Source organism: Pseudomonas sp. JZ114 (genome assembly GCF_051027705.1).
Taxonomy (GTDB): domain Bacteria; phylum Pseudomonadota; class Gammaproteobacteria; order Pseudomonadales; family Pseudomonadaceae; genus Chryseomonas; species Chryseomonas luteola.
This window is the reverse complement of sequence record NZ_CP069256.1, coordinates 643221-669478: the sequence shown is the minus strand read 5'-3', so window position 1 is coordinate 669478 and position 26258 is coordinate 643221. Positions and strand designations below refer to the sequence as shown.

25 protein-coding genes are annotated in these 26258 nt (G+C 58.9%); 12 read left to right on the top strand and 13 right to left on the bottom strand.

What is annotated here, in order from left to right; all coding sequences use genetic code 11:
* Positions 1 to 115 precede the first annotated feature (115 nt).
* Genes JQR90_RS03215 through JQR90_RS03200 form a run of 4 tightly spaced genes read left to right on the top strand, consistent with a single transcriptional unit; the run spans position 116 to position 4808 of the window.
* On the top strand, positions 116 to 586 hold the full coding sequence (locus JQR90_RS03215) for a MarR family transcriptional regulator (RefSeq protein ID WP_074823248.1): 471 nt from the start codon (positions 116 to 118) through the stop codon (positions 584 to 586).
* Positions 570 to 2057 (top strand): efflux transporter outer membrane subunit, encoded by a 1488-nt coding sequence (locus JQR90_RS03210; protein ID WP_434140424.1) that lies wholly within the window; start codon positions 570 to 572, stop codon positions 2055 to 2057. Before JQR90_RS03215 ends, JQR90_RS03210 begins: the two co-directional genes overlap by 17 nt.
* Before the next feature lie 10 nt (positions 2058 to 2067).
* Positions 2068 to 3267, top strand: coding sequence for an efflux RND transporter periplasmic adaptor subunit (locus JQR90_RS03205; protein WP_219650839.1), 1200 nt, complete (start codon positions 2068 to 2070; stop codon positions 3265 to 3267).
* 11 nt (positions 3268 to 3278) lie between these two features.
* Positions 3279 to 4808, top strand: a complete 1530-nt coding sequence (locus tag JQR90_RS03200) for a DHA2 family efflux MFS transporter permease subunit (RefSeq protein ID WP_010796966.1) — start codon at positions 3279 to 3281, stop codon at positions 4806 to 4808.
* Between the two features lie 62 nt (positions 4809 to 4870).
* Here JQR90_RS03200 and JQR90_RS03195 read toward each other — a convergent pair whose 3' ends face one another.
* Entirely contained in the window at positions 4871 to 5257 is a 387-nt protein-coding gene (locus JQR90_RS03195) for an MAPEG family protein (protein WP_010796965.1), read from the bottom strand.
* Positions 5258 to 5537: 280 nt separating this feature from the next.
* On the opposite strand from JQR90_RS03195, the gene JQR90_RS03190 reads away from it, so the two are divergent.
* The 5 genes from JQR90_RS03190 to JQR90_RS03170 all read left to right on the top strand — a co-directional run bounded on the left by JQR90_RS03190 (position 5538) and on the right by JQR90_RS03170 (position 12238).
* Positions 5538 to 6800: a cation:proton antiporter gene (locus tag JQR90_RS03190; protein ID WP_434140422.1), complete on the top strand. Its 1263-nt coding sequence runs from the start codon at positions 5538 to 5540 to the stop codon at positions 6798 to 6800.
* Between the two features lie 175 nt (positions 6801 to 6975).
* Complete coding sequence (locus tag JQR90_RS03185; RefSeq protein WP_010796963.1) at positions 6976 to 7611, top strand: 4Fe-4S dicluster domain-containing protein; 636 nt, start codon at positions 6976 to 6978, stop codon at positions 7609 to 7611.
* Between the two features lie 10 nt (positions 7612 to 7621).
* Positions 7622 to 9277 carry an FAD-binding protein gene (locus tag JQR90_RS03180; protein ID WP_010796962.1) on the top strand — a complete coding sequence of 552 codons (1656 nt, stop codon included), beginning with the start codon at positions 7622 to 7624 and terminating at the stop codon, positions 9275 to 9277.
* 11 nt (positions 9278 to 9288) lie between these two features.
* Complete coding sequence (locus JQR90_RS03175; protein WP_434140419.1) at positions 9289 to 10533, top strand: complex I 51 kDa subunit family protein; 1245 nt, start codon at positions 9289 to 9291, stop codon at positions 10531 to 10533.
* A gap of 169 nt (positions 10534 to 10702) precedes the next feature.
* Positions 10703 to 12238, top strand: a complete 1536-nt coding sequence (locus JQR90_RS03170) for an acetyl-CoA hydrolase/transferase family protein (protein WP_010796960.1) — start codon at positions 10703 to 10705, stop codon at positions 12236 to 12238.
* 158 nt (positions 12239 to 12396) lie between these two features.
* Here the strand turns inward: JQR90_RS03170 and JQR90_RS03165 are convergent, their stop codons facing one another.
* The 6 genes from JQR90_RS03165 to JQR90_RS03140 form a co-directional block, all read right to left on the bottom strand.
* Positions 12397 to 12810 carry a Rho termination factor N-terminal domain-containing protein gene (locus JQR90_RS03165; protein ID WP_125887299.1) on the bottom strand — a complete coding sequence of 138 codons (414 nt, stop codon included), beginning with the start codon at positions 12808 to 12810 and terminating at the stop codon, positions 12397 to 12399.
* 22 nt (positions 12811 to 12832) lie between these two features.
* Complete coding sequence (locus JQR90_RS03160) at positions 12833 to 13078, bottom strand: YgdI/YgdR family lipoprotein (RefSeq protein ID WP_122043537.1); 246 nt, start codon at positions 13076 to 13078, stop codon at positions 12833 to 12835.
* A complete protein-coding gene (locus JQR90_RS03155; protein WP_010796957.1) occupies positions 13075 to 13311 on the bottom strand; it encodes a hypothetical protein in 237 nt (78 codons plus the stop codon). The genes JQR90_RS03160 and JQR90_RS03155 overlap by 4 nt, the downstream gene beginning before the upstream one ends.
* A gap of 119 nt (positions 13312 to 13430) precedes the next feature.
* Positions 13431 to 15491, bottom strand: coding sequence for an AsmA family protein (locus JQR90_RS03150; protein ID WP_434140416.1), 2061 nt, complete (start codon positions 15489 to 15491; stop codon positions 13431 to 13433).
* 94 nt (positions 15492 to 15585) lie between these two features.
* A complete protein-coding gene (locus tag JQR90_RS03145; RefSeq protein ID WP_219650849.1) occupies positions 15586 to 16332 on the bottom strand; it encodes an SDR family oxidoreductase in 747 nt (248 codons plus the stop codon).
* An 86-nt stretch (positions 16333 to 16418) separates the two neighbouring features.
* Positions 16419 to 17132: a GntR family transcriptional regulator gene (locus JQR90_RS03140; protein ID WP_074823272.1), complete on the bottom strand. Its 714-nt coding sequence runs from the start codon at positions 17130 to 17132 to the stop codon at positions 16419 to 16421.
* Positions 17133 to 17359: 227 nt separating this feature from the next.
* Between JQR90_RS03140 and JQR90_RS03135 the strand changes: the two genes are divergently transcribed.
* The 3 genes from JQR90_RS03135 to JQR90_RS03125 all read left to right on the top strand — a co-directional run bounded on the left by JQR90_RS03135 (position 17360) and on the right by JQR90_RS03125 (position 21054).
* Positions 17360 to 18421, top strand: a complete 1062-nt coding sequence (locus tag JQR90_RS03135; RefSeq protein ID WP_122043540.1) for an aromatic ring-hydroxylating oxygenase subunit alpha — start codon at positions 17360 to 17362, stop codon at positions 18419 to 18421.
* An 81-nt stretch (positions 18422 to 18502) separates the two neighbouring features.
* The gene (locus JQR90_RS03130; RefSeq protein WP_037030731.1) at positions 18503 to 19453 is read left to right on the top strand and encodes a PDR/VanB family oxidoreductase; all 951 of its coding nucleotides are present in this window, start codon (positions 18503 to 18505) and stop codon (positions 19451 to 19453) included.
* Between the two features lie 263 nt (positions 19454 to 19716).
* On the top strand, positions 19717 to 21054 hold the full coding sequence (locus tag JQR90_RS03125; protein WP_010796950.1) for an MFS transporter: 1338 nt from the start codon (positions 19717 to 19719) through the stop codon (positions 21052 to 21054).
* Between the two features lie 45 nt (positions 21055 to 21099).
* On the opposite strand, the gene JQR90_RS03120 is transcribed toward JQR90_RS03125, so the two are convergent.
* From JQR90_RS03120 to rutA, 6 genes are all read right to left on the bottom strand, one after another.
* Entirely contained in the window at positions 21100 to 22254 is a 1155-nt protein-coding gene (locus JQR90_RS03120) for a hypothetical protein (protein WP_010796949.1), read from the bottom strand.
* Positions 22255 to 22362: 108 nt separating this feature from the next.
* A complete protein-coding gene (gene rutF / locus JQR90_RS03115; RefSeq protein ID WP_010796948.1) occupies positions 22363 to 22902 on the bottom strand; it encodes an NADH-dependent FMN reductase RutF in 540 nt (179 codons plus the stop codon).
* Positions 22903 to 22943: 41 nt separating this feature from the next.
* Positions 22944 to 23714, bottom strand: coding sequence for a pyrimidine utilization protein D (gene rutD, locus JQR90_RS03110; protein WP_010796947.1), 771 nt, complete (start codon positions 23712 to 23714; stop codon positions 22944 to 22946).
* 161 nt (positions 23715 to 23875) lie between these two features.
* The gene (rutC, locus tag JQR90_RS03105; RefSeq protein ID WP_010796946.1) at positions 23876 to 24262 is read right to left on the bottom strand and encodes a pyrimidine utilization protein C; all 387 of its coding nucleotides are present in this window, start codon (positions 24260 to 24262) and stop codon (positions 23876 to 23878) included.
* 2 nt (positions 24263 to 24264) lie between these two features.
* The gene (gene rutB, locus JQR90_RS03100) at positions 24265 to 24993 is read right to left on the bottom strand and encodes a pyrimidine utilization protein B (protein WP_073449582.1); all 729 of its coding nucleotides are present in this window, start codon (positions 24991 to 24993) and stop codon (positions 24265 to 24267) included.
* Entirely contained in the window at positions 24993 to 26087 is a 1095-nt protein-coding gene (gene rutA / locus JQR90_RS03095) for a pyrimidine utilization protein A (RefSeq protein ID WP_010796944.1), read from the bottom strand. Before rutA ends, rutB begins: the two co-directional genes overlap by 1 nt.
* Positions 26088 to 26258 lie beyond the last annotated feature (171 nt).

The window sequence follows — 26258 nt, the reverse complement described above, 5'->3', positions numbered from 1 at the left end:
GCACTTCTAATCATTGTTGCGCTCTTAGCAACAGAGACTTTTGCAAAATGTTGCTAAACAGATAGCTGCCTAGGCAGTATTCTACTCAGACTTAGCTGCCTGGGCAGATACTGCCATGACACGTTTCAAACCAGATAATTTTTCGCTGCGTTACTCGCTCGGCCATCTGATCCACTTGGTCAATTCGCTCAAGGATCGCCTGCTGGACAAGCACCTTGTCACTTATGACATCACGGCTGCCCAGTTCAAGGTGTTGCTGATGCTGGCACGCAATACGGCGGATACGCCTGCAGAGCTGTGCCGTTGCCTGTCCCTCGACAGTGGCGCCATGACCCGCATGATCGACCGGCTGGAAAGCAAGGACCTGATTGCTCGCGTGCGCAGCACCACCGATAGACGACAGGTTCGCCTCGAGCTCACCGAGCAGGGCCACAGCTTGAGCAAACAGATTCCGCAGATTGCAGCTGACGCCATGAACGACCTGACCGGCGAGCTGACCCATTCCGAGATCGATGAGCTGGAGCGCCTGCTCAAGAAGATATTGGTTCCGGCCGGCCTGGTCCCGGCCAATGAAGGAGAACAATAACGCCATGTGCCTTAAATACCCTCTCTCAGCCCTGGCCATTGCCCTGGTGCTGTCGGGTTGCGCGTCACCCACAGGCCTGCATACAGAAGGCCGGGCGCTTGACGCAGCGAGCCTGCACAGCGAGCAGACCGTTGCGGGTTCTGCCCTGTCACCGGCTGCCTGGCCGAAAAGCGACTGGTGGAACACCTTGGGAGATCGCCAACTCGACAGCCTCATCCGTGAGGCGCTGCAATCGAGCCCGGACCTCCAAGTGGCCGATGCCCGCTCCCGTCAGGCCAATGCAGCGGTGATTGCTGCAAACGCCGATCGCCAGCCGACGCTCGATGGCAACGCCTCGATAACCCGCTCCCGGCTGTCACGTCGCGATGATCCGACCGGCCAGGGCGGGCGCTATAGCACGCTGCGCGAGCTATCCGTTAATGGCAGTTATACCTTCGACCTCTGGGGTGGCCAACGTGCCGCCTGGGAAGCCGCTTTGGGCCGTGCCCGCGCCAGCGAGGTAGACCGCAAGGCCGCTGAGCTGACCGTGGCCGCCAACGTTACACGCGCCTACAACCAACTGGGTCAGGCTTACGTCATGCTCGACCTAGCCGAGCAAGACCTCAAGCGTACCCGCGGCATGCTCGATCTTGCCCAGCGGCGTGTCTCGGCGGGCCTGGACAGTGAGTTCCAGCTGCAACAGACCCAGAGCCTGGAAGCCGCCTCGGAGGCGCAGCTCACTGCTGCCAAGCAGTCTGTAGAAAGTGCGCAGATCCGTCTGGCCGTCCTGTTGGGTAAAGGTCCTGACCGGGGTGCCAGCATTGGTCGTCCACAACTGATTGCACCCAAGACAATCGCACTGCCCAGCCAACTGCCTGCCGAGCTGATCGGTCGTCGTCCCGACCTGGTAGCCGCACGCTGGCGTGTGGAGGCCGCTTCGCAGGACATTGATTCAAGCCGGACCAATTTCTATCCAAACCTCAACCTGGTCGCCGCGGCCGGTACCGATGCCCTGCTGGGCGACACCCTGTTTGGAGCACCCAGCCGCTTCTTCAATATCGGTCCGGCCCTGTCGCTGCCGATCTTTGACGGTGGTCGCCGCCGGGCTGATCTGGCCAGCCGCAACGCCGATTACGACCTGGCCGTCGCCCAGTACAACCAGACGCTGGTCAATGCTCTTGGTGATATCGGCGACAGTATTTCCCGGCTGCGCTCGCTGAATCAGCAGATTCAGGAACAGCAGCGTGCCCGCGACATTGCTCAGGCGTCTTTCGACATCGCGATGCAGCGTTACGGCGCCGGTATCGGCAGTTATCTCGATGCGCTGAGTGTCGAGCAACAACTGCTTCAGGCAGACCGCCAACTGGCCAGCCTCGCGACGGAGCGTATTGATACCTCCGTCCTGCTGATGCAGGCGCTAGGTGGTGGCTTTGAACCCTCTTCTGACACACCGGCTCTGCAACCGGGCCCACGTGTAACTTCGGATCGCTGAGACGTAAGACATGGCTGAATCAAACGCACAAACCGCCACTAACGAGAACAGCAAGCCCAAATCCGGCAAGCGCAAGTTCTTTCTTTTGCTCCTGCTTCTGCTCGTCATCCTGGGAGCAGTGGGCGCTTACTTCTATCACACACTCTATGGCCGTTTTCATGAGGGCACCGATGATGCCTATGTGAGCGGCAACGTCGTCCAGATCATGCCGCAGGTGACCGGTACGGTTGTCAGCATTACCGCTGACGATGGTGACTTGGTGCATGAGGGTCAGGTCCTGGTGAAGTTCGACCCGAGCGACACCGAAGTCGCGCTGCAGAGCGCTGAGGCCAATCTGGCCAAGACGGTTCGTCAGGTCCGCGGCCTGTACAGCAACGTGGACAGCTACAAGGCTCAGGTAGCTTCACGCAAGGTCGAACTGGAGCGTGCACGATCTGACTACAAGCGTCGTCAGGATCTGGCACGCGGCGGTGCGATCTCGCAGGAAGAACTGTCCCACGCCCGTGATACGCTGAACGCAGCCGAAAATGCACTGACCAGCGCCGAGCAACAACTCAGTACCAGCCGCGCGCTGGTAGACGATACGGTGATCGCGTCCCATCCCGATGTGAAAGCCGCCGCCGCCCAGCTGCGTCAGGCCTATCTGAACAATGCCCGTAGCACCATCATTGCGCCGGTGACAGGCTATGTAGCCCAGCGCTCGGTACAGGTTGGCAGCCGCGTACAGCCGGGCACAGCGCTGATGGCCGTGGTGCCGCTGGATCAGATCTGGATCGACGCCAACTTCAAGGAAACCCAGCTCAGCGACATGCGCATCGGTCAGCCGGTTGAAATTCATTCCGACCTGTACGGTGAAGATGTGAAGTACCACGGTACGGTAGAGAGCCTGGGGGTCGGCACCGGCAGCGCGTTTTCCCTGCTGCCCGCCCAGAATGCCAGCGGCAACTGGATCAAGATCGTGCAGCGCCTACCCGTGCGGATTCGCCTGGATCAGGATGCGCTGGAAAAGCACCCGCTGCGCATTGGCCTGTCGATGAACGTCGACGTCGACCTGCATGATCTGGACGGCCCGGTCCTGGCACAGAAGCCGCTGGCCCAGCCCCGTTATGCTACCGACGTCTATACCCGCCAGCTGGAGGATGCCGATCGCCTGATCGAGCGTCTGATCCACGAGAACGGCCCGGCCTCCCGTGATGTAGCCAAGCGCTAATCGGAGATCACATGAGCGATTCTGCATTCCGCCCGGCGAGCCTGGTGCTCGCCACGGTCGGCCTGTCGCTGGCCACCTTCATGCAGGTGCTGGATACCACCATTGCCAACGTGGCCCTGACCACGATTTCAGGCAATCTGGGCGTAAGCTCCGAGCAGGGTACATGGGTAATCACATCCTTTGCTGTCAGCAACGCGATTGCCCTGCCCCTGACCGGCTGGATGGCACGTCGCTTCGGTGAGGTAAAGCTGTTCCTTGCTGCGGTGGTGCTATTCGTCATCACTTCGTTCCTGTGTGGCATCGCGCAATCGATGCCACAACTTGTATTTTTCCGGGCGCTGCAAGGGTTCGTGGCCGGGCCGCTATATCCCATGGCCCAGACGCTGCTGCTATCAATCTTTCCGGCCGCCAAGCGAGGGATGGCCCTGGCGCTCCTGGCCATGGTCACGGTGGTGGCTCCCATCATTGGCCCGATTGCCGGTGGATGGATCACGGATAACTACACCTGGCCCTGGATTTTCTTTATCAACGTTCCCATCGGTATCTTTGCCACCCTGGTGGTTTGGGCACAGCTGGGCAAAAAGCCGGAGCAGATCATTCGGCAGCCGATCGACTATGTGGGCCTGACGCTTCTGGTAATCGGCGTAGGTGCGCTACAGGTTGTACTGGATAAAGGCAACGACCTGGATTGGTTCGAATCGAACTTCATTGTTATTGGCAGCTTGATTGCCGTCATCGCGTTGATAGCCTGTGTAATCTGGGAGCTGACCGACAAACACCCCATCGTGAACCTGCGGCTGTTCAAATACCGTAACTTCACGTTCGGAACGCTGGCCCTGGTACTGGGCTATTCAGGCTTCTTTGGCATCAACCTGCTTCTGCCCCAATGGCTGCAAACTCAGTTGGGTTATACGCCGGTCTGGGCGGGTCTTGCCGCTGCGCCGATGGGATTTTTGCCTGTGTTCCTGTCGCCGCTGGTTGGCCGGTTCGCCCATAAGACAGACCTGCGCCTGCTTGCCGGGGGCTCCTTCCTGGTGATCGGTGCCTCGTGCTTCATGCGTGCCACGTTCAATACCGAGGTTGATTATCGCCATATCGCCGAAGTGCAGATGTTCATGGGGCTGGGAATTGCGCTGTTTTTCATGCCTACGACTAGCATTCTGTTGTCCAGCCTGCCGCCTAAAGACATTGCGGACGGCTCCGGGCTTGCGACATTTTTACGGGTACTGGGCGGTAGTTTCGCGTCGTCACTGACGACCTGGATCTGGGCACGCCGCGCCACGTTCCACCATGCTCAGCTGACCGAGCAGGTAACGGTGTACGACCCAGCGACACGGGACTACATTTCGATGCTGGGGGGCCCTTCTCACGCCACGTACGCCCAGCTCGATCGCGTGGTCGAAAGTCAGGCCTATATGCTGTCCACCATTGATTATTTCACGCTGCTCGGCTGGATGTTCATGGGCCTGTTCCTGATCATCTGGCTGGCCAAGCCACCTTTCGGCGCCAAGGGCCCCGCTCCTGCAGGCGGCGATCACTGACAAAAAGGCCGGCATGGAAACATGCCGGCCTTTTGTTTTGGCGATTGATTAGTCGACGCAAATCAGACCGCAGCGAAGAAAAGAAAAACAATACACAGCATGCCGAGGGCCCATACCTTGGAGCGCTGGGTTGCACGGTCCTTGATATACAGCCAGGTATAAATGATACGGCTGACCACGAACAGGAGCGCCAGGAAATTGATCGTTCCCTGAGCCGCACCTCCGGTGACATGCGCCACGATCACGGCAGCGGCAAACAGCGGTGTAATTTCAAACGCATTCTGCTGCGCTGCGTTGGCACGCGCCTGGGGCCCTTCCAGCTTGGCAAGGAAATCACGTGGATGCCGGTTGTTGTCCGGCGTAAAGCCACTGCCGGTAAATTTTGCGTACGCCGCGGCGCCATAGGGAATGAGGTAGGCGAATAGGATGCACCAGTAGCCGAACGTCATGGGAATTCCTTGAATTGGCAGACCTGATAGTGACCTGTTTATAAGCCAAAGGTTAAGGCTTTTCCAGACTCTGCACGCTTGATATCCGCTTTCCAGCGAGACGGACATATCAACAAGATGATCCAGGCACCCTCATGGCCCTGGCTACCGTTGTGACTTTTGTCCGCAGCCGGTGCCCTAAAAAACTGTAACTTTCCGCGTCTATAGGTGTTCTTAATGAGAATTACCTAATGGCCATCATGGCCTCTACTTTCTATCCGCTGTACTGAAAGGATGTTCAATGCTTGAACTCGCCGCTGCCTTTATCTGTTTTACTGCGCTGCTCACTTATGTGAACTACCGGTTCGTCGGTCTGCCGCCCACGATCGGCGTCATGGTGATTGCACTGGTGTTCAGTGTGCTGCTGCAAATTGCGTCGGCGCTGGGGTTTCCCATGCTGGAGGAAATCATTGAACAGCTGATCCAGAGAATCGACTTCAACGAACTATTGATGAACTGGATGTTGTCATTCCTGTTGTTTGCCGGTGCCTTGCACGTCAATGTTCAGGATCTTCGCAGCTACCGCTGGCCGATCGGCCTTCTGGCTACCCTGGGCGTTCTCGTTTCTACCGCCCTGATCGGCGGAACGGCCTATTACGTCTTTCCCTTGCTGGGCTGGCATGTAGACCTGGTGTATTGCCTGCTGTTTGGCGCGCTGATTTCTCCAACCGACCCGATTGCCGTTCTTGGAATCCTGCGTTCAGCCAAGGCGCCAAAGTCATTGGAAATCACCATCGTGGGTGAGTCCCTGTTCAATGACGGCGTTGCCGTTGTGGTGTTTACCGTGCTGCTCGGCATTCTCGCCTCCGGCGAGACACCCTCCGCCGGGCACGCCGTCATGCTGTTTGTCGAGGAAGCCTTGGGCGGCATCCTGTTCGGCTCGGTGATCGGCTATGTCACCTACCGGATGCTCAAAAGCATCGATCAGTACCAGATCGAGGTGCTCCTGACGCTTGCGCTGGTTATTGGCGGCGCTGCCGTGGCTCCCCACCTGCATGTATCCGGTCCGATTGCGATGGTCGTGGCCGGCCTGTTCATCGGCAATCGTGGCCGTGAAAAAGCGATGTCCGATACCACACGCCGCTATGTGGACGGCTTCTGGGAGCTGATCGACGAGATACTCAATGCCATGCTGTTCGTGCTCATCGGCATGGAGCTTTTGCTACTGCCTGTGACAGGACTGCACCTGGCCGCCGCTGTGGCCTTTACCCTAGCCATCCTGCTTATCCGCTGGATCAGCGTGACACCGGTCGTGATGCTGACGCCGCACTGGCGACACATGGCCAAGGGCACCATGGGCATTCTGACCTGGGGCGCACTGCGGGGCGGGATTTCAGTGGCGCTGGCCCTGTCTCTACCGGTAGGTCCGGAGCGGGACCTGATCCTGACCATCACTTACATATTGGTGCTGTTCTCGATTCTCATGCAGGGCCTGACCATCGGACGCGTCGTACGTCGCGTGACAGGTAACGCTCCCTCGGAGCCTGATCAGCACGGGCACTAAGCGTCACCGGTGCTACGGCCGTCCTGACCGTAGCACCGCCCGGGTGGCCTTTCGTCGGTCACCCAGCCATTCCTCCCGCCTATTGAGCCAGGTCAGTATGCACTGACGGCTGCCTGTCTATCCTTGCGCTAATCAAGGCGTACTCCGCGCCCGCACTGACTGTCAGGGAGGTGTTATGACAGACCTCAGCGCCCGCGTGACCATCAACGGCCACAGTATTGAGACTTCAACCAGCCGCTCGCTTCTAGAGGCGGTGATCGACTCAGGACAGCCGCTCACCGATGGTGTCGGCTGCATGGGCCAAGGTGTATGCGGCTCCTGCCGCGTGCTGCTGCGCCGCAAGGATTCGCGTGAAGTCACGACGGCCCTGGCTTGTGAAACCGCCGTGGAGGACGGCATGCAGGTCAGCTTTCTGGATCATCTGCCGATGAACCGCCATCACACCTACACCACCAATGACTGGGACGATACCTGGAATCTGCTGGACCGCATCAACAGCGCCTTTCCCGAAGCCAGCCACTGTCGACACTGCGGCGGATGCGACCGTGCCTGTCCCAAGCATCTTGAAGTCCAGAAAGGCGTAAACCTGGCCGCGTCGGGCGATTTGAGCGCAGCCAAGGTGTTCGATGAATGCATCATGTGCAACCTCTGCACCATTGCCTGCCCGGAACACATCTCGCCCAACCACCTGGGGCTGTACATTCGCCGGATGACGGCATCCGTGATGTTGCGTCCTTCCGACCTGCTGCTGCGACTACGTCAGATCGACTTGGGCGTCATGCCGGTCGATCCAAACGTCGAGCTCACCTGAGGATTTGGCCATGAGCGGAATTGCCTACGAACTTGCCCTGGCGAACCTGAGCCGGTGCGACGGCATGGCGCCCCCGGCAGTGGACAAAACACCATTGTTGCAACGCTATCACCCGGATTACCAGGAGGGTACTCGTACTCGCCTGAGCATCGGGGCCAACCGCGGTGATGAATGCCCCTCCCGGCTGGCCGCCCTACTGCAGAGCAATGCGCAGATCAGTGATGCCGATCTGGCAGGTGCACCGGTCATCAATACCGAAGTACTGGTCATCGGAGGCGGCGGTGCGGGCTGTGCGGCCGCGCTGACAGCCGCCGAACAGGGGCGACGCGTCATCCTGGCGACCAAGCTACGCCTGGGTGACAGCAATACCGTCATGGCGGAAGGCGGGATCCAGGCCGCTGTCGGTGAAGAGGACAGCCTGCAGCGTCACTTCGAGGACACCCTGCGCGCCGGCCACCTGTGTGCAGACCGTACGCTGGTGGCTCGCCTGGCAGAGTCGGGACCTGATTGCATTCGTTGGCTGATTAGCCGCGGCATGCTGTTCGACCTGGCCGAAGGCAGCCCGGTGGGTGGCAAACTCTTGCGCAAGAAACCCGGCGGTGCAACATGCGCCCGCATCCTTTCCTACCGCGACTATACCGGCCTTGAGCTGATGCGCGTCCTGCGTGAGGCCGTGGAGCTGGATGACCGTATCTCGCTGTGGAATCGCTGCCCGCTGGTAGAGCTGCTCTCCGACGAGAGCGGCCAATGCGTAGGAGCCGTGCTGTACAACCTCGACTGGCATGGGTTCATTCTGGTACGCGCCAGCCGGGTAATCCTGGCGACAGGCGGCGCGGGACGGCTGCACCTGAACGACTTCCCAACATCCAACCACTACGGTGCAACCGCAGACGGACTGGTGCTCGCGTATCGGATGGGTGCTCGACTGCGGGAGCTGGATTCGTTCCAGTACCACCCGACCGGCCTAGCCTGGCCTTCGCACCTGGTTGGCGGCTTGATTTCCGAGGCGGCGCGCTCTGCTGGCGCCTGGCTGATCAATGGTGAAGGCAGGCGCTTTGTTGATGAGCTGCAACCACGCGATGTAGTGGCCGCTGCCATTCTCAAGGAGTGCGCAGAAGGCCGTGGGGTGGAGCGTGACGGTAATCTGGGCGTCTTCCTGGATACCCCCGGTCTTGAGCGCAGGCGTCCGGGCATCCTGGAAGAGCGACTGGTCAGTCTGGGGCATCTGGCCCATCGCTGCGGAATCGATCCCAAGATCGAGCCCATGATGGTACGGCCTACCCTGCACTACCAGAACGGCGGTGTGGAAATCGACGAACACGGCGCGACAGCCATACCCGGCCTGTATTGCGCAGGCGAAATCAGCGGTGGCATCCACGGCCGTAACCGCATGATGGGCAATGCCTTGCTGGAAATCATCGCGTTCGGCCGCCGGGCGGGGCAGCATGCAGGCGCGACAGCCAGTCCGAAACCCGCCCCCAAGGTAGGTCTGTATCACCTGTACGACTGGCAGCGGCAAATCACATTGGCAGGGCTGCCCACCCATGTCTGCGGCCCCTGTCTGTTTCCTGATTACGGCAATTTCGATCTGCGCCGCGACGTGGCCCTGCGTGCCAGCGCACCCGGTGCCGTTCAGGCCATGCTGGCCGGCATGACGCCGTCCTGAGGAGTACCGTCATGAGTTTCACACCTGTTCTGCTCTCACCCTCAGCCCAGGTCGGAGCCAATCTGCAAGCCTGGTTTGCTCAGGGCGGCGGCCAGGGATTACGTCAGGCACTGGCCGCGCCACACGCCATCATCCCCCTTCTGGAAGAAGCCGGCCTAAAGGGTATGGGAGGTGCCGGCTTTCCTACCCATCGCAAATGGGCACCTGCGGCTGCGCAACCGTCATACCTGGATAAATACGTCGTCTGCAACGGCAATGAAGATGAGCCCGGCACCTTCAAGGATCGCGTACTGCTGGAAAAATCCCCGCATCAAGTTATCGAAGGTGCACTGATTGCCGCCACGGCCATTGGGGCCAACCATGTACTGCTCTATGTGAACCCCCATCAGCACGCGTCCGTCGTGTCATTGAGACAGGCCGTACAGCAATGGCAGACAGAGCCGCTCTTTCAGGAGCTGGCAGCTCTGCAGGGTCGACCAATTGACCTGCGCGTAGTGGAAAGCTCGGGGCTGTACATTGGGGGCGAAGAAACAGCCGTTATTGCCACCCTCGACGGAGGCTTTCCCTTCCCCCATCGCAAGCCGCCTTACCCGGCCGAGTGCGGGGTGGATAACAAGCCTACCCTTATCAACAACACCGAGACGCTGGCCAACGTCTCGCATATCCTGCGGCACGGTGCAGACTGGTATCACCATCTGGGTATGGGCAGCGCTGCAGGTACCAAGCTCTACTCGCTTTCCGGCGATGTGCTCAAGCCGGGGCTGTACGAACTGCCGATGGGTACGTCGCTGCGCGCGCTCATTTTCGAGCACGGCGGCGGCATGCTGCAGGGCCGCGCCTTCAAGGCCGTCTTTACCGGCGGTCCATCTAATACACTGTTAACCGAACAGCACCTTGATGTAGCGCTGGATTTCGATTCTGTGAAGGCACGCGGATCCAGCCTGGGGACCGGGGCCATGATTGTGATCTCCGAAGGCACCAGCATCGTACGCAAGGTGGCCGAGTATGTGGACTTCTTTGCTGCAGGTTCCTGCGGGCAATGTCCACCTTGTAAAACAGGCACTTATCAGCTGTCTCGCCTGCTGCGACGGATCGATACCGGCGGCGGCCTGCACAGTGATCTGCGTGCCCTGGAAAGCTTGTGCGAGTTACTGCCCGGCAGCGGGCGCTGCGGCTTGATCGACGGCGCAGTAACAGTCGTGCGTAGCTCACTGATGCAGTTCAGGAAAGATTATCAGCGGCAACTGATCGACTAATCTGCGACAATTGGCCGCTCTAGCGCGCTTATCAATGGGGCAGAATACGACCTATTGATTAGGGCGCTAACGTTAGTTTTGGTCTACGGTGCCCGCAGCTCCGCCCCGTCATGACAATGATAAGACTGGAAAGCGGGCATGCTTCTATCCTTGCTGTGAGGTTCCACTGATGAGTGATCGCATCCGCCACCCCGCGTTCGCTGCCCTACGCATGTCTGCCGAGCAGGCAGCTCGCCATATTCGCCATGGCATGACCGTTGGCATGAGCGGTTTTACCGGCGCAGGTTACCCCAAGGCCGTTCCTGGTGCCCTGGCCCAGCACATTACCGAAGTCCATGGCCGAGGCGAGCCGTTTCGTATTCGTGTCCTGACGGGCGCATCCACTGCGCCTGAACTGGACGGTGCGCTGGCCCGCGTCGACGGTATCGAGTTGCGTGTACCGTTCCAGTCCGACCCCGAGCTGCGCAGCCGCATCAATGCCGGCCAGCTGGATTACATGGATATTCATCTGGGGCAACTGGCTGAAAAGGTTCGCTACGGCTTTTTCGGCAAGGTTGACATTGCCGTGGTGGAAGTAACCGCCATTCGTGAAGACGGCAGCCTGGTGCCCTCCTCCTCGGTCGGCAACAACAAGACCTGGCTGGACATGGCCGATGCCGTGATTCTGGAGGTGAACCGCTGGCAGCCGGATGCGCTCGACGGTATGCACGACATCTTCTATGACACCGCCCTGCCGCCCAACCGTACCCCTATCCCACTGACCCATCCGGGTGAGCGTGTAGGTGAGCCTTATTTGCAGGTGCCGTTGGAGAAAGTAGTGGCCGTGGTCGAGACCGACGCGCCAGACCGCAACAGCCCGTTCAAGGCACCGGATGCTGCCTCCAAGGCCATTGCCGAGCATATGATCGATTTCCTGCGCTTCGAAGTGCGTCAGGGGCGTATTCCGGCCAACCTGCTACCGATCCAGTCCGGGGTCGGCAACATCGCCAATGCCTTCATGCAGGGGCTGGGCGAAAGCGAATTCGCGGGCCTGACCGCTTTTACCGAAGTGATCCAGGACGGCATGCTTGAACTCCTGATCAGCGGCAAGATGGACCTGGCTGCTGCTACCTCGTTCTCCCTGAGCCCGGCCGGTATCGAGCGTTTCCTCGAACACTCGGAAATGCTGCGCAAGAAAATCATCCTGCGCCAGCAAGGCGTGAGCAACCACCCCGAGCTGGTGCGTCGCCTGGGCTGTATCGCACTCAACGGAATGATCGAGGCCGACATTTACGGCAACGTGAACTCCACGCACCTCATGGGCACACAGATGATGAACGGCATCGGTGGCTCAGGCGACTTTGCCCGTAATGCCTACCTGTCAGTCTTTATGGCACCGAGCACGGCAAAAAATGGCCTGATCTCCACGATTGTGCCGATGGTGAGTCACGTCGATCACACCGAGCATGATGTCAGTGTCATCGTGACCGATCAGGGTCTGGCTGACCTGCGCATGCTCAGTCCTAAGCAGCGTGCCAAGGTCATCCTGGAAAAATGCGTTCACCCCAGCTACCGCGACATGCTGGCGGACTACATCGATCGGGCCAACAGTGGTAGCTACGGCAAACATACGCCTCACCTGTTGCCGGAAGCCCTCTCCTGGCATGAACGCTATCTGGTGACGGGCAGCATGTTCCGTCCGGAAGCCAATCAGGCACAGGATTGATCCTGCCCTGACGAAAAAGCCCCAGCGCCTGATAGATGCTGGGGCTTTTTTATACGCTCTCAAGGTGGGGCAGGGTCACCTAATGCGCCAACTGCTCCCGCACAGACCACATACCCACGGTATGCAGAAGAGGTCTGCGTAACTCGAAATCGGGTTGGTCAGCTCAGGGCCTTGATCAACTCGTCTTTCTTCATGCGCGAGCGACCGGTAACGCCTTGCTCTGCGGCTTTCTTCATTAGTTCATCACGTGTCATGTCACTCAGCGATGTACTGCCGCGACGTCCGCGCGTCGACGCGCTACGACTGGGTGAGCGTCCTGAATTCGGCGAATGCCCATGCTTGGTTGCGACCGCACGGCGAGCAGAGTCCTTACGATCGGCGCGCTTGGCCGTCTCGCTTTTCTGTGTGCCGGAGCCACTCTTGTTGCCGCCACCAGACTGCTTGTTGACGGTAGCCCAGGCACGCGCCTCCGCCTGATCTTCCGACATGCCCTTGGCTTCGTAGCTTTCCTCAATGTGCTCGGCCTTGCGCTTTTGTTTATCGCTGTAGGTTGACTTGTCGCCGCGTGGCATAGGTGCCTCCTGTTCAGACGGATCAGTCTTCGGCTTTGATCGTTGCTACGTCATCAGCCCGGACGCGAATCTGGCGACCGGAAACGTCTTTGAATTCATAGAAACCATCGGCAGTTTTAGTGTTGGGTTTGTCCTGGGTGATGTACTCGGTACCATCCTGCAGGGTCACAACCGTGGCGGTGGAACAACCGCCCAAAACAACAGCGCTCAGCAGCAGTAATACACCCGCAAAACTCTGTGTCAGGTTTTCCCTGAATGCGCGAATCATTGCGCTACTCCATCATCCAGTCGGTGGATCGAAACATCACTGATGCCCACGATAGGCAAGCCCGGTTCGAGATCGAACAGCAGGTATTGTGCATCGTTGACGGCAATCAGATGCTTGACGGCCAGCTCACGAACCACATCGGTGACCGGTACATTCAGGTCGGCAATGCGGTCGGTGTGGGGTTCGCCCAGCAGTTTGTAGTGAATTTCGTACTCCTGGCCCATATCGCTCATGGCTTCGGTCTCCCTGAGTGAGATACACCTGTTTTGAGAGGTATAACCCTTCACTTGTTCTGTCACGCCCGCTGAACGGTCGCTTCGTTGCGGCTTGGCAGATAAACGGTAAAGCCTGATTAGTTCCCTCTTTTCATCTGCTGAAGCAGGGCCTTGCACTGGTTGTCCTGACTGTTATTGCTCGGGGCCACAAGTGCCAGCAGGCCCGCAGCCGGGGCGGCAAATGTGGCAAGCAGTGCGGCAGCGGCGCCCCGTGCAGCCAAGGGCAAGGGTTTGACGCCTGGCGAAGGATTCTTCAATGTTCCCCTCACATATAAAGGCGAGCGGAGCGAGAAGATGCGATAGCCCTTGCTGTGCGGCTCAATGGACAGGTCAATCTGCTCGTTGGCAAAGTTGACGGTGCCGTCGATGTTGATCAAAGCGTTTTCCGTATCGAATACGAAGACACGCGTCTTCATCAGTCCATTCGTGACCTGCAGATCCGACGCAGCGCAATTGATCGCCACCTCATCGTCACCAAACAGACGGCTGACCAGATAGTTGCCCACATTGAGGCCAGCGATTTCCATCAGACTACGACTGATGGAGCCATCATTCATCAGCACCTTGAGTTCACCATTGCTGCTGCCCAGCAGTGCTGCGACCGAGTTACCCGTTCCCGTCAGGGTGGCATCACCGTTGAGTTCGCCAAAGCTGTCACGCATGGCTTCAACCGTAGGGAACAGCTGCTTGAGTTTGACGCCCCGTATGTGCAGATCCATCCGGGCGGGCATGGGGCTCTTGTCTCCCTCCAGGCGAACCGTGCTATTCAGCGCACCGCCTGCGGCGCCAAAGCGCAGTGGATCGATGAGCAGGACGCCATCGGTCAGCTTCAGATGCAGATACAGATCAGACAGCGGCAATGAGGCATTCTGAACGATGCGCTGGCCGGTAAACTTCACGTCGGCATCCATGGCGCGCCACCGTTCGGTACGAAACTCGGAAACAGGTAGCGCCTTGTTTGCGGGCTGCTTGTTCTCTTCACCGCGGGCCTGCTTCTGCTCGGCAGAGTCGGCGCCGATAAGAGGCGCCAGATCAGCAAAAAGCAGCTGATTGGAGGTCAGCTCGCCGGTCAGTTTTGGCCGTGGCTTGCCCCCTGTATATTGCAGATCTCCATGAAGATCGCTCTGCCCTACCTTTCCAGAAAAGTCCTCGTATTGGAAACGTGGCCCGGCCGGGTCGTTGAGGACAACGGTAAGGTGTCCATCTGTCGAGTATGGCGCCGTTTCCGGGAGCGTTACGCCCGTCAGGCGATAGAGATGCCCCAGGCTCTGCCCGGACAGCTTGAGCCGCAGATCCAGAGCCCCCAGCTTGAGCGGTTCGGTCAGCGTTCCGAAGACATTCAGGTGCGTGGCACCCGCGCGGACATCGGCCTGAATGGGAAAGGGTGCGTCCGGATCATGCAATGCCAGCAGCCCACCGATCTTGCCGCTGCCCTCCACGGGTTGTTCTTTGTATCGGCCCTTTACGGTCCAGCCAAATTGCAGTGCCTGGGTCTGTTTGACATTGGCCCGCTGCCGCTGAGTCCCGGCCTGCCCAACGATGTCGGCATAGGCAATGGGTGCATCCAGTGAGGTGATCGTGGTTTTGACGTGGGCCTGTACGATGTCATCGTCATAGGCGACCTGGCCTGCATCAAAACCAATGGTGCCGATGTCTACGGTCCAGGCTGAGGATACTTCGTTTGGATTCTTTTCCTGTTTGTCGCCCTGGTCAAAGGTCCAGGTATTACGGCCATCGGCCAGGCGTTGCAGGTTGGCTTCCGGCTTGGTCACGTCGATACGTGGGATATAGACCTGCTTGCTCAAAAGCGCCAGAGGCGAGATCCGCAACTGTACCCGGTCCAGGTGCACGAAGCGTGGATTGCTTGCCCAGGAGGGATTGCCGATCTCGATGTTTTCCGCCGAGATGTGCGGCCACGGGACCCAGGCCCGCCAGCCGCCTTGATCTGTTTCGCGGCGCCAGTCCACACCCAGATTGCCGTTGATGGCGAACGAACGGTTGAGTGCGGCTGACGCCTTGTCGTTGATGGTAGGCTTGAGCCGGTTCCAGTCGAACGTCGAGACGAAGACGATCATTACGACGATTAACGCCACCAGGATGCCTAGCGTCCAGACGATGATTTTCCGGGTCCGTGTCACGCCTTTTCTCCGTTTCGCCAGCCATCAGAAGGTCACGGCGTTATGCCATGTACCTACTACGTCAACGACGAACGGCAGTGGTTCAACCGCTCGCTCAGCGACCTCCAGAAATGTCGAGTATCGCACCGCTGGCATAAGAGGCCTCATCCGACAGCAACCAGATGATTCCGGCTGCAATCTCTTGCGGCTCACCTGCCCGGCCTATGGGCGTCGTGACACCAAGCCGCAAACCGCGATCAGGATCGCCGCCACTGGCATGAATCTCGGTCAGAGTCAAACCAGGACGTACCGCGTTGACGCGCACGCCCTGCGGTCCCAGCTCTTTGGAAAGCCCCAGCGTCATGGTGTCGATTGCGCCTTTGGACGCGGCATAGTCGATGTATTCATTGGGCGAACCCAGCCGCGAGGCAACCGAAGACACATTTACGATCACCCCGCCCCGGCCGCCTCGCTCGGTAGACATGCGCCGTGCAGCCTCACGCGCGCACAGGAAGGCGCCCAGGATGTTCACCTCGAACATACGCCGCATACGGTCGATGGGCATATCGGCGAGCTGCAGGGACTGCCCCGTAATACCGGCGTTGTTGACCAACCCGTCCAGCCCGCCGAATTTGTGCTGAATGGTATCGAACATGGCCAGAACGTCCGCCTCGACGGATACATCGCCGCGAATGGCAATCGCCTCGCCACCAGCCTGCTCTACCAGCGCCACACATTCATTAGCCGCCGTCTCGTCAGCCGTGTAGTTCACACCCACACGCCAGCCGCGTGCACCGGCCAGTCGCGCTGCTTCACGACCGATACCCCGGCTGGCGCCGGTAATCAGAATAATCTTGCTCATGGAGGCCTCTCTTGTTCGGAAAGTCCGCTCAGCTTAGGCAGGAATTGATGAGGGTGCGAGCGGCAAGGCGGATAGGACAGGTGCTGTTACATATCGCGAATGACCTTGAGCCCCTCGTGATCGGTGTGCGGGGAGCCAAACAGGTCGGCATAGCGCATCGTCGCATTAGCATGTTCGCGCATGAGAGCTTCTGCACGCGCGCCCTGTCTGTTTACCAGGGCATCGACGATGGCATGGTGCTGCATGTGCGCAAAGTTGAAGCGCCGATATTCTCGGGCCATGTCGTTGCGATCCACTGCCAGCGAGCTGACCGAGGCAAACGGCAAGTGATCGTTACGCGCCAAGGCATGACTGATCGCAGGATTACCGCTGGCCTCAATAATGACCTGATGAAAGCGCCGATTGAAATCATGGTAAACCTCCATGTCTTCCTCGGTGACATAACCTTTGGCAAACAGGACATCTCCCGTGGCAAGGCACTGCTGCAAGGCTTCCTGAGTCGTTGGATCCAAACCGCGTTCTGCCGCCTGTCGCGCCGCCAGCCCCTCCAATACACCCCGGACTTCCACCGCACCTGCAATCTCTTCGCCAGTCACCGTCCGCACGGTATAACCACGGCCTTCGTTCTTGGACAGCAATCCTTCCTGCTCCAGCGTCCGAAAGGCCATACGCACCGGCATGCGCGAAACTCCCAGCCGCTCGGCGGTAGGAATTTCCACCAGCCGCTCACCGGCCGGTAATTCACCGGACACGATCATTTTCCGTAATGTGACCAACACCCGTTGTCCTGGCTTGCTCATGAGGTCCTCTCGGCGCTGTAATCAATTCATCTTAGCGCAGGCAGCTTCCGGCTGGGCACGACACCTGCGGCAGCTATCGTCAGGGAGCAACCCGGCGTTCGTCGAACCCAATGGCCGTTAATCGCACCAAAAATGGATCCAATAGTGACTTATAGATTGACTCAGGATCTGTATAGCGCGAAGTATTGGATCCAATAAAAACAAAACAGCCCTGCGAGGAGCCCACCATGTTCCCGAAAAATACGTGGTATGTAGCCTGTACGCCTGACGAGATCGCCGATAAACCGCTCGGTCGTCAGATTTGTGGTGAAAAGATCGTTTTCTACCGTGGTCCGGAAGGCAAGGTCGCGGCCCTGGAGGATTTTTGCCCTCACCGTGGCGCCCCGCTCTCGCTGGGCTTTGTACGTGACGGTGTCCTTGTATGCGGCTATCACGGCCTGGAGATGGGCTGCGATGGCAAGACCGTTGCCATGCCAGGCCAGCGCGTTCGTGGTTTCCCCTGTATCCGTCAGTATCCGGTCGAAGAGCGCTACGGCTTCATCTGGGTCTGGACCGGCGAGGCCGAAAAAGCCGATCCTGCCCTGATTCATCATCTGGAATGGGCCGACAACCCCGAGTGGGCATATGGCGGCGGCCTGTATCACATCAACTGTGACTATCGCCTGATGATCGACAACCTCATGGACCTGACCCATGAGACCTATGTCCATGCCAGCAGCATCGGGCAGAAGGAGATCGATGAAGCCGCACCCATCACGAAAGTGGAAGGCGATACCGTCATCACTAGCCGCCATATGGAAAACATCATGGCCCCGCCCTTCTGGCGCATGGCCTTGCGTGGCAACAACCTGGCGGATGACGTCCCCGTGGATCGCTGGCAGATCTGCCGCTTCACGCCACCAAGCCATGTCCTGATTGAAGTGGGTGTGGCCCATGCCGGGCATGGCGGTTACGAGGCCGATCCCAAATACAAGGCCTCCAGCATTGTGGTCGATTTCATTACACCGGAGACCGAGACCTCTATCTGGTACTTCTGGGGCATGGCGCGCAATTTCAGACCTGAAGACGAGGCGCTGACGGCGACCATCCGTGAAGGCCAGGGCAAGATCTTCTCCGAAGACCTGGAAATGCTGGAACGTCAGCAACAGAACCTGCTGGCCTATCCCGAACGGCAACTGCTGAAGCTGAACATCGACGCGGGCGGCGTACAGTCGCGCCGGATTCTGGATCGCCTCATCGAAAGCGAGCGTAGCGCAGCTGCCCCGCTGGGCATGATTGCTACCGCCTGATGCCCCTGGCGCCTCCTTCGTACAGAGGCGCCTGCTATTGAGGTGGCTTGCATGGCAGGCCACTCAGCCGAGGACTTTATCGTGATCGACGTTCTGATCGTTTCGAAGAAAACCGAAGCCACGGACATCTGCAGCCTCGAGCTGGCCAGTGTCGATGGCTCACCCTTGCCGGAATTCAGTGCCGGCTCGCATATCGATGTGCACTTGCCGGATGGCATCGTTCGGCAATATTCGCTCTGCAACCCGCCAAGCGAGCGCCATCGCTATCAGATTGCCGTTCTCAAGGACCCCGCCTCCCGTGGCGGCTCGCTCGGTGTTCATCAGCTCAAGGAAGGTACACACCTCACTATCAGCGAGCCGCGCAATCTGTTTCCCCTGGCACATGGCGCCAAACGCAGCCTGCTGTTTGCTGGCGGTATCGGCGTGACGCCCATTCTGTGCATGGCCGAGCGTCTGTCGAATATGGCCGCAGACTTCGAGATGCATTACTGCACCCGCTCCGCCGATCGCACGGCATTCGTCGAGCGAATCAGCACCTCACCGTTTGCCGGTCAGGTACATTTTCACCATGACGATGGCCCCGCGCAGCAGAAGCTGGACGCCACTCAAGTGCTGGGCCAGCCGGAGCCGGATGTACACGTGTACGTGTGCGGCCCGACAGGCTTCATGGAGTACGTTCTCAGCACAGCCAAAGCCAACGGTTGGCCGGAGGAGCAACTGCATCGTGAATATTTTGCGGCAGCACCCACCGACACCTCCAACGATGGCAGCTTCGACCTCAGGATTGCCAGCACCGGACAGACCCTGCATGTTCCCGCTGAACGTACCGCACTCGACGTTCTGCTGGAGGCAGGGTTCGACATTCCGATGTCCTGTGAGCAAGGTATCTGCGGCACCTGTCTGACCCGCGTGCTGGACGGTACGCCAGAGCACCGGGACATGTTCATGACAGAGGATGAACAGGCTGCGAACGATCAATTCACGCCCTGTTGCTCACGCGCCAAGAGCGCTGTGCTGGTCCTGGATATCTGATAGGCCTGATGGAAGCCCGTCAGGTCATCAGATCGCCATCAAAAGCTGTTCGTTAAGCGGCCACTCTTCTACGTCGAGAGGGCCGCGGTGTCGTATAAGTACTGCATCCGGTCTGCCTCGAATATCGCGATCAAGGCTTGAACGCTTCGAGCAGACTTCCAGCACTACAACAATAACAAGAGGCACCCCCATGCTCATGACACCGCTATCTCTGCTCTGTTATGCACGTCACTTGCGCGCCACCACTATTCGGGAGGCGGGCCATGCATAACGACCTTCGCCGGGCTGTCGATGAAGGCCGCATGAACGGCTTTCAATGGACCGCCATTATCATTTGTATCGCGTTAAACATGATCGACGGCTTCGACGTGCTGGTCATGGCCTTTACCGCCGCGTCCGTTTCCGCTGAATGGAAGCTCTCTGGCGCTCAGCTGGGCGTACTGCTCAGCGCAGGACTGTTTGGCATGGCTGCGGGCTCGCTATTTATTGCTCCCTGGGCGGATCGCTTTGGCCGTCGCCCGCTCATTCTGGCGTGCGTAACCGTTGCAGGCCTTGGCATGTTGCTGTCTGCATTTAGTCAGTCAGCTACTCAGCTGGCTGTATTGCGGGCCATTACTGGGCTTGGTATCGGTGGCATCCTGGCCAGCAGTAATGTGATTGCCAGCGAGTACTCATCCAAGCGGTGGCGTGGGCTTGCAGTGACCCTGCAATCCACCGGCTATGCCCTCGGGGCCACCATTGGCGGGCTTATTGCCGTGGCATTGCTGTCTGCCTGGGGCTGGCGCTCGGTCTTTGTCTTTGGTGGTCTGGTGACGTTCGCTATCATTCCCTTCGTACTGTGGCGTCTGCCCGAATCGTTGGATTTTCTACTGGCCAAGCGCCCGGACAATGCCCTGGTGCGGGTCAATCGCCTGGCCCAGAAATTGGGCTATGCACCGCTTACCGAGCTGCCTCCGCAGCCCCTGCGCGAGGCGCACAAGGGCAGCAGCTTCAAGCAGCTATTTTCACCCGCGCTGCTACGCACCACCCTGCTGATCTGGGGCTCATTCTTCCTGACGATGTTCGGTTTCTACTTCATTATGAGCTGGACACCCAAGCTGCTGGTGTCGGCCGGTCTTTCCGCACAGCAGGGCGTGACGGGTGGAGTATTGCTGAGCATTGGCGGCATCTTTGGTGCAGCCTTGATCGGTATGCTCGCTGCACGCTTTAAGATCAGCCACCTGCTGGCCGTTTTCATGGCCTGCACAGCCGTGCTGCTCAGCCTGTTCGTTTCCTCCACCTCCTCACTGACCACGGCCTTTACCCTGGGTCTGCTCATTGGCCTCTTCAGTAACGGCTGCATTGCCGGGTTGTATGCCTTGGCCTCCATGGCATATGACGCCTCGGTACGCGCAACGGGTATGGGCTGGGGTATTGGCATTGGCCGCTTCGGGGCTATTCTCTCGCCACTGGTGGCCGGTGGGCTGATTGACCTGCAGTGGGGTCCGGCTCAGCTGTATCAGGGCTACGCCGTGGTGTTTGTATTGGCGGCGGCTACGGTGCTTCTGCTCAAACTGTCTGCCCCTGTTCGTACTGTGGGCGCACCTTCACAGGCTCATTGAGTGAGTAGACTAGAGGCCGCTCCGGCTGCCTCTAGTCTGATCCAATCACTCCGGTAGCGTGACCTTGACCGGCCCCGGATGCGCCTTGATGGTCTTGTAGGGAATCACCGTATCGCCTGGCTCATCGCAGCTTCTGGCGGCCCGGGCAAAAGTAGGCCCCAGGTAAATTCCACGAGGCTCGAAATACCACACCGAAAACTGCCAGACAGAAGGGTCCTGGTAATTGCATTCGTTCGGGTCGTCGTTCATCAGCTCGGGATACAGACGCTTGAACTGGTCAACCACCCACGGGGCAAACAACTGCTCGCGGTAGTTGGAGTACGCCTCCAGATTATCCATGCCCCGCTCGTAATGGATAGATGGTCCCTTGCCCAGCCAGAACACGTCTTCCAACTCTAGAATCTTGCCGGTGGCCAACTCCATGTTGAGCGGCGCATCACCAAAGTCTGGATGCGCACCGCCGCAGTCGTAGCTGGTGAACAGACTGACGCTCAGTACAGAGTCATTGATAAATACCGGTTTGACCGTCTGATCGAACTCTGTCTCACGATCACGTGCCCCGGACAGACACCCAAAGTAGCTGTTCACCTCCTGCCACTGCCGATTCTGCAACGTCCTGTTGGCAGCGCTCAGATCCATCGCCGTAGGGGATGAAACCAGCTGGAATAGGCGAATGCGGGAAACAGGCTCCACCCACCACTGCAAGCCATATCCCATAAAGGTGTCTTGCCTGTCTTTCTTCAGGCTCAGCCCTTTCAGGCGCAGATACTCATAGGGTGATGTACGCCGCAGCTCGTCCAGGGCGGGTAAATCATCAGGACGTGCTGGCGGCAGCGCTACAGGGGAAAGACTGATATCGAGCGTCTTGCCTTTGCTGGCCCAGCGGCCGGTCCAGCGACCATTGGCGCCCTGTTTGAGCGTCCACTGCATGGGCACGCTTTTCGTGCTGAAAAAAGGACGATTCTCACTCAGACGCAGGGTACGCTGCTTGTCCAACGCTCCGTCGAGCGCAATATCGGTGTGGTACTTCTGGTAGAAATAGCGCCCGGTCACCTCGTCGGGTTTAGCCAGATCCAGCTCAACCAGTACCTTGGCCTGCCCGACAGTGCCCTGCAGCAGCTCCGGCTCTGCCATGGCCGAACCGGCAGCCAGCAACAGTGCCGCGCTACAGCACTGCAGCACAGAAACGATACCTCTCATGGACTCTTATCCTCGACCCTTTCTTGTAAGAACCGACACAGCCTAATCGACCCATGTGTCAGCCCATACTCTACGAGGAATAAGCGGCTCAGCACATCCCTACCATAGTTATCCGCAGGGAGCGGATGTCAGCAGGTCCTGATACCCCCGGTTGAAGTAGACCAGCCCATCTACATCGTCCTGGCGCTCGATAGCGACCACTTCGCACAGGAGTACGTCGTGAGTGCCTACGGTATTGATCGAAGCGATTCGACAATCAAAGGAGACTACCGCTCCTTCCAGCGCTGGCGAGCCGGTGATCAGGGTACTCCAGCACGCCGCGGCAAATCGATCCTGCATACCGGTTTTACCGCCAAACAGATTGGAGAGTGCCTTGTGCTCACTGCTCAAGGTATTCACGCACAGGGTGCCGTTGGCCTTGAAGATCGGATAGACCGAGCCTGAACGGTTCAGGCAGACCAGCAAGGTAGGCGGCTCGTCGGTCACGCTGCACACGGCTGTTGCCGTGAAGCCGGCACGGCCTTGGGGACCATCAGTCGTCACGATATTGACCGCCGCGCCCAGCCGGGCCATGGCATCGCGATAGTCCTGCTTGGGTACAAGCAGAGGTTGTACGGGCGAAACGATATTCAGGTTGGCAAGTGACATGGCATAGCCTCACTGCAGGAGCGACGCTCCTGTCATCGGATTCAGGTCAGGTAGTCGAGCATCAAGGCATTGAAGGTATCGGGGTCCGTCACGCTGGAGGCATGCCCGCCGTAGCTGAGTAGCTCGAACTGCGCATCGGGCAGGTGTTTGGCCAGATGCTCGGAACACACCCACGGTACTAGCAGATCGTCCTGGTTGGCGACGATCAGGGTGGGTGTTCTGATCTGCGCCAGCTGGGTATCCACATCGAATGCCTGTAATGCAGCGATACGTCGGCGCACATTCTCGCTATCGGGAAAATGCGCCAGGGCATGGGCTTCGTCAGCCTCGAGGCGTTTGGTGTTTTGCAGCATCCAGTCGGCGGGATACAAAAACAGGGGCTGGGCCTGTACGTAGGCGGCCGGGCCTGTATCGTTCAAAAGAGCGAGTCGTACAGCAAAACAGCGGGCGCTGTGCGGATTAGGCTTGCTCCAGCCGTTGACCAGAATCTGGCTGATCAAGAGTTCAGGCCGCATCAAGCCGATCTGAAGCCCTACAAGACCGCCCAGGGCGTGCCCCATGAAATGGCAACGCGCGATACCCAGCGCATCGACCATGTCCAGTACATCCTGGGCCATGGCCTTGATGGTATAGCCCTCAGGGATAACCGCCGGGCTCTTGCCTGTGCCGGTCTGGTCGTAAGTCACCACGCGGAAGTACTCGCCCAGCGCCGCGAGCTGCGGCGTCCAGAATGCTCCGGCACCGCCAAGACCGGATGACAGTACGATGGTATCGGCCTCGGCATCCTGCCGGCCATGGATCTCGTAGTGCATGCAAGGCTCCCCTGTATACCGTTGGATAAAGCGCATGGGTTGTTTCATGAGGTGCGTGACGGGGAGTCCCCTGGTAGCAGGTATCGCCTGACGGCTCGACCCAACCTACAGACTCATAAGATGGGTTGAGTGAAGCGATACCCATCACTTCACTTGCTTACTTACGTTCCCACATGGGCGATACTGGCGATCTCGATCAACGCATCCGGCTTTACCAGGCCGCACTGGATGCAATAACGCGCGGGCTTCTCGCCTGGGAAATACTCGGCGTATACCGCGTTGATCGCCCCGTAGTTCGCCCAGTCGGTGATCATGATCATGTTAAAGGTCACGTCATCCATCGTTCCGCCGGCCTCCTCCACGACCCTCTTGATGGTTTCCAGCACATGCCGCGCCTGTGCAGCGGCATCGCCTACGTGTACAACGTTGTTGTCCTTGTCAAACGGCAGGGTGCCGGAAACATACAGAACTCCATCAGCCAGCGAGCCTGGAACAAAGGGCGCAAGGGGTTTTCCGCTTCCGGCGGGAATCACGCTGTGCTTGGGCATGGTCAGTCCTTTTTGAAGGTGGCGTGGAAATCGGCAACGGTTGAAACCCAGCCAAAAAACGTCTCGATATTGAATAGCGCCGCCTCGTGCGCCGAGCGCGGCCCGGCCTGATGGCAGGCATCGCCCAGGCAGACGCCAAAGTATTCGAGAAAGAACCCGTCTCGCAGCGTGGACTCCACGCAGACATTGGTGGCGATCCCTACGAACACGAGGTTACGAATGCCGCGGGCACGCAGGAGGCTATCGAGAGGCGTATTGTAGAAACCGCTGTAGCGGGTTTTGGGTACGACCAGATCCCCCTCCCGCGGCTGAAGCTGATCCACCAGCGCATAATCCCAGCCGCCCCGCGCCAGGAGTCGGCCCTGCAGTTCAGGCTGGCGGCGCATGGTCTTGAGCGCATTGGACTTATGCCAGTTGGGCGATCCGGGGCCACCGGCTTCCTGATAGGCCGGGTCCCAGCCATTCTGAAACCAGACAACCTGGATACCGGTCGCACGCGCGGTTTCCACCACCCCGGCAATGTTTTCGATGACCGGACCGGTTGCGTCTACATCAAAACCGGCAAGGTCCAGATAGCCACCCTTGCTTGCATAGGCGTTCTGCATATCGACGACTATGACTGCCGTCTCGCTGGCCTTCAGCCGCAGGGGCTCAGGGCGTGCAGGTAGTGTGACCGCGTTCTGGCTGCCTGTCGGCACGGCATACCCTGCCACGGATTCAAGCGCGTTCATCAGGCACTCTCCTGCAGCCGAGTGACATGACGGCGGCTCTGCATCAAGGGCTGGATCTTTTCACCAAATTCGGTAACGCCCTGCATGAAGTCGTCAAAGGTCAGCAACACGCCACTGGCCCCGGGTACCTCGGCGATCTCATCCAGCATGCGGGCGACGTTGGCGTAGGAGCCCACCAGCGTACCCATGTTGATGTTGACCGCGGACGTCGGGTCCGACATCTGTCGTACATTCGTATCGCCGCCTGACTTGGTATCAGCTGCCGCCTGAGCCCCCAGCCATTTGATGGCCTCTTCGTCGGCGCCGGCCTTGTAGTGTTCCCACTTGGCACGTGCCGCTTCATCGGTTTCGCCGGCAATCACCATGAACAGCACGATGGAGCTTACGTCGCGGCCTGTCTTGGCGGTGGCGGCCATAAGACGCTCGGAGGTCGGCGCAAAAGCCTTGGGCGTGTTCACACCTTTGCCAAAGACAAAATTGTAATCGGCGTACTGTGCCGAGAACGCCATACCGGCGTCGCTGGAGCCAGCACACACGATCTGCATATCAGCTTGCGGTTGCGGGCTGACACGACAGTCCTCCATCTGGAAATGTTCGCCCTTGAAGTCGGAGCGACCGGTTCCCCACAAGTCGCGCAGGATCTGGGCGTACTCACCCAGGTAGTTGTAGCGGGTAGCAAAGAACTCATCGCCCGGCCAGAGGCCCATCTGGCTGTATTCAGGCTTTTGCCAACCGGTCACAAGGTTCACGCCGAAGCGGCCACCGGAAATAGAGTCAATGGTAGAGGCCATCCGCGCCACGATGGCAGGCGGCAGGGTCAATGTAGCGGCAGTAGCAAATAGCTTGATGCGGGATGTCACGGCGGCAAGGCCTGCCATCAGGGTGAAGGATTCCAGGTTGTGATCCCAGAACTCGGTCTTGCCACCAAAACCACGCAACTTGATCATCGACAGGGCAAAGTCGAAGCCATAGTGCTCGGCGCGCTGCACAATGTTCTTATTCAACTCGAAGGTAGGTTTGTACTGCGGTGCGTTCTCGGAGAGGAGCCAGCCGTTGTTGCCGATCGGGATGAATACGCCAATGTCTAGAGTCATGCTCAGCCTCGGATTCGCTCGTGGGTCGAAGTGATTTCCCGCCCGTACCGCAAGCCAGGAATACGAAGGACAGAGCACAAACTCTGCCAGCTTTAGGTTTCTGCAGGGCAAACAAGGAGTTAGGTCAAAACCTGCTTCTTAGCGTGGACCATTTGGTCCAAACAAGAGCAC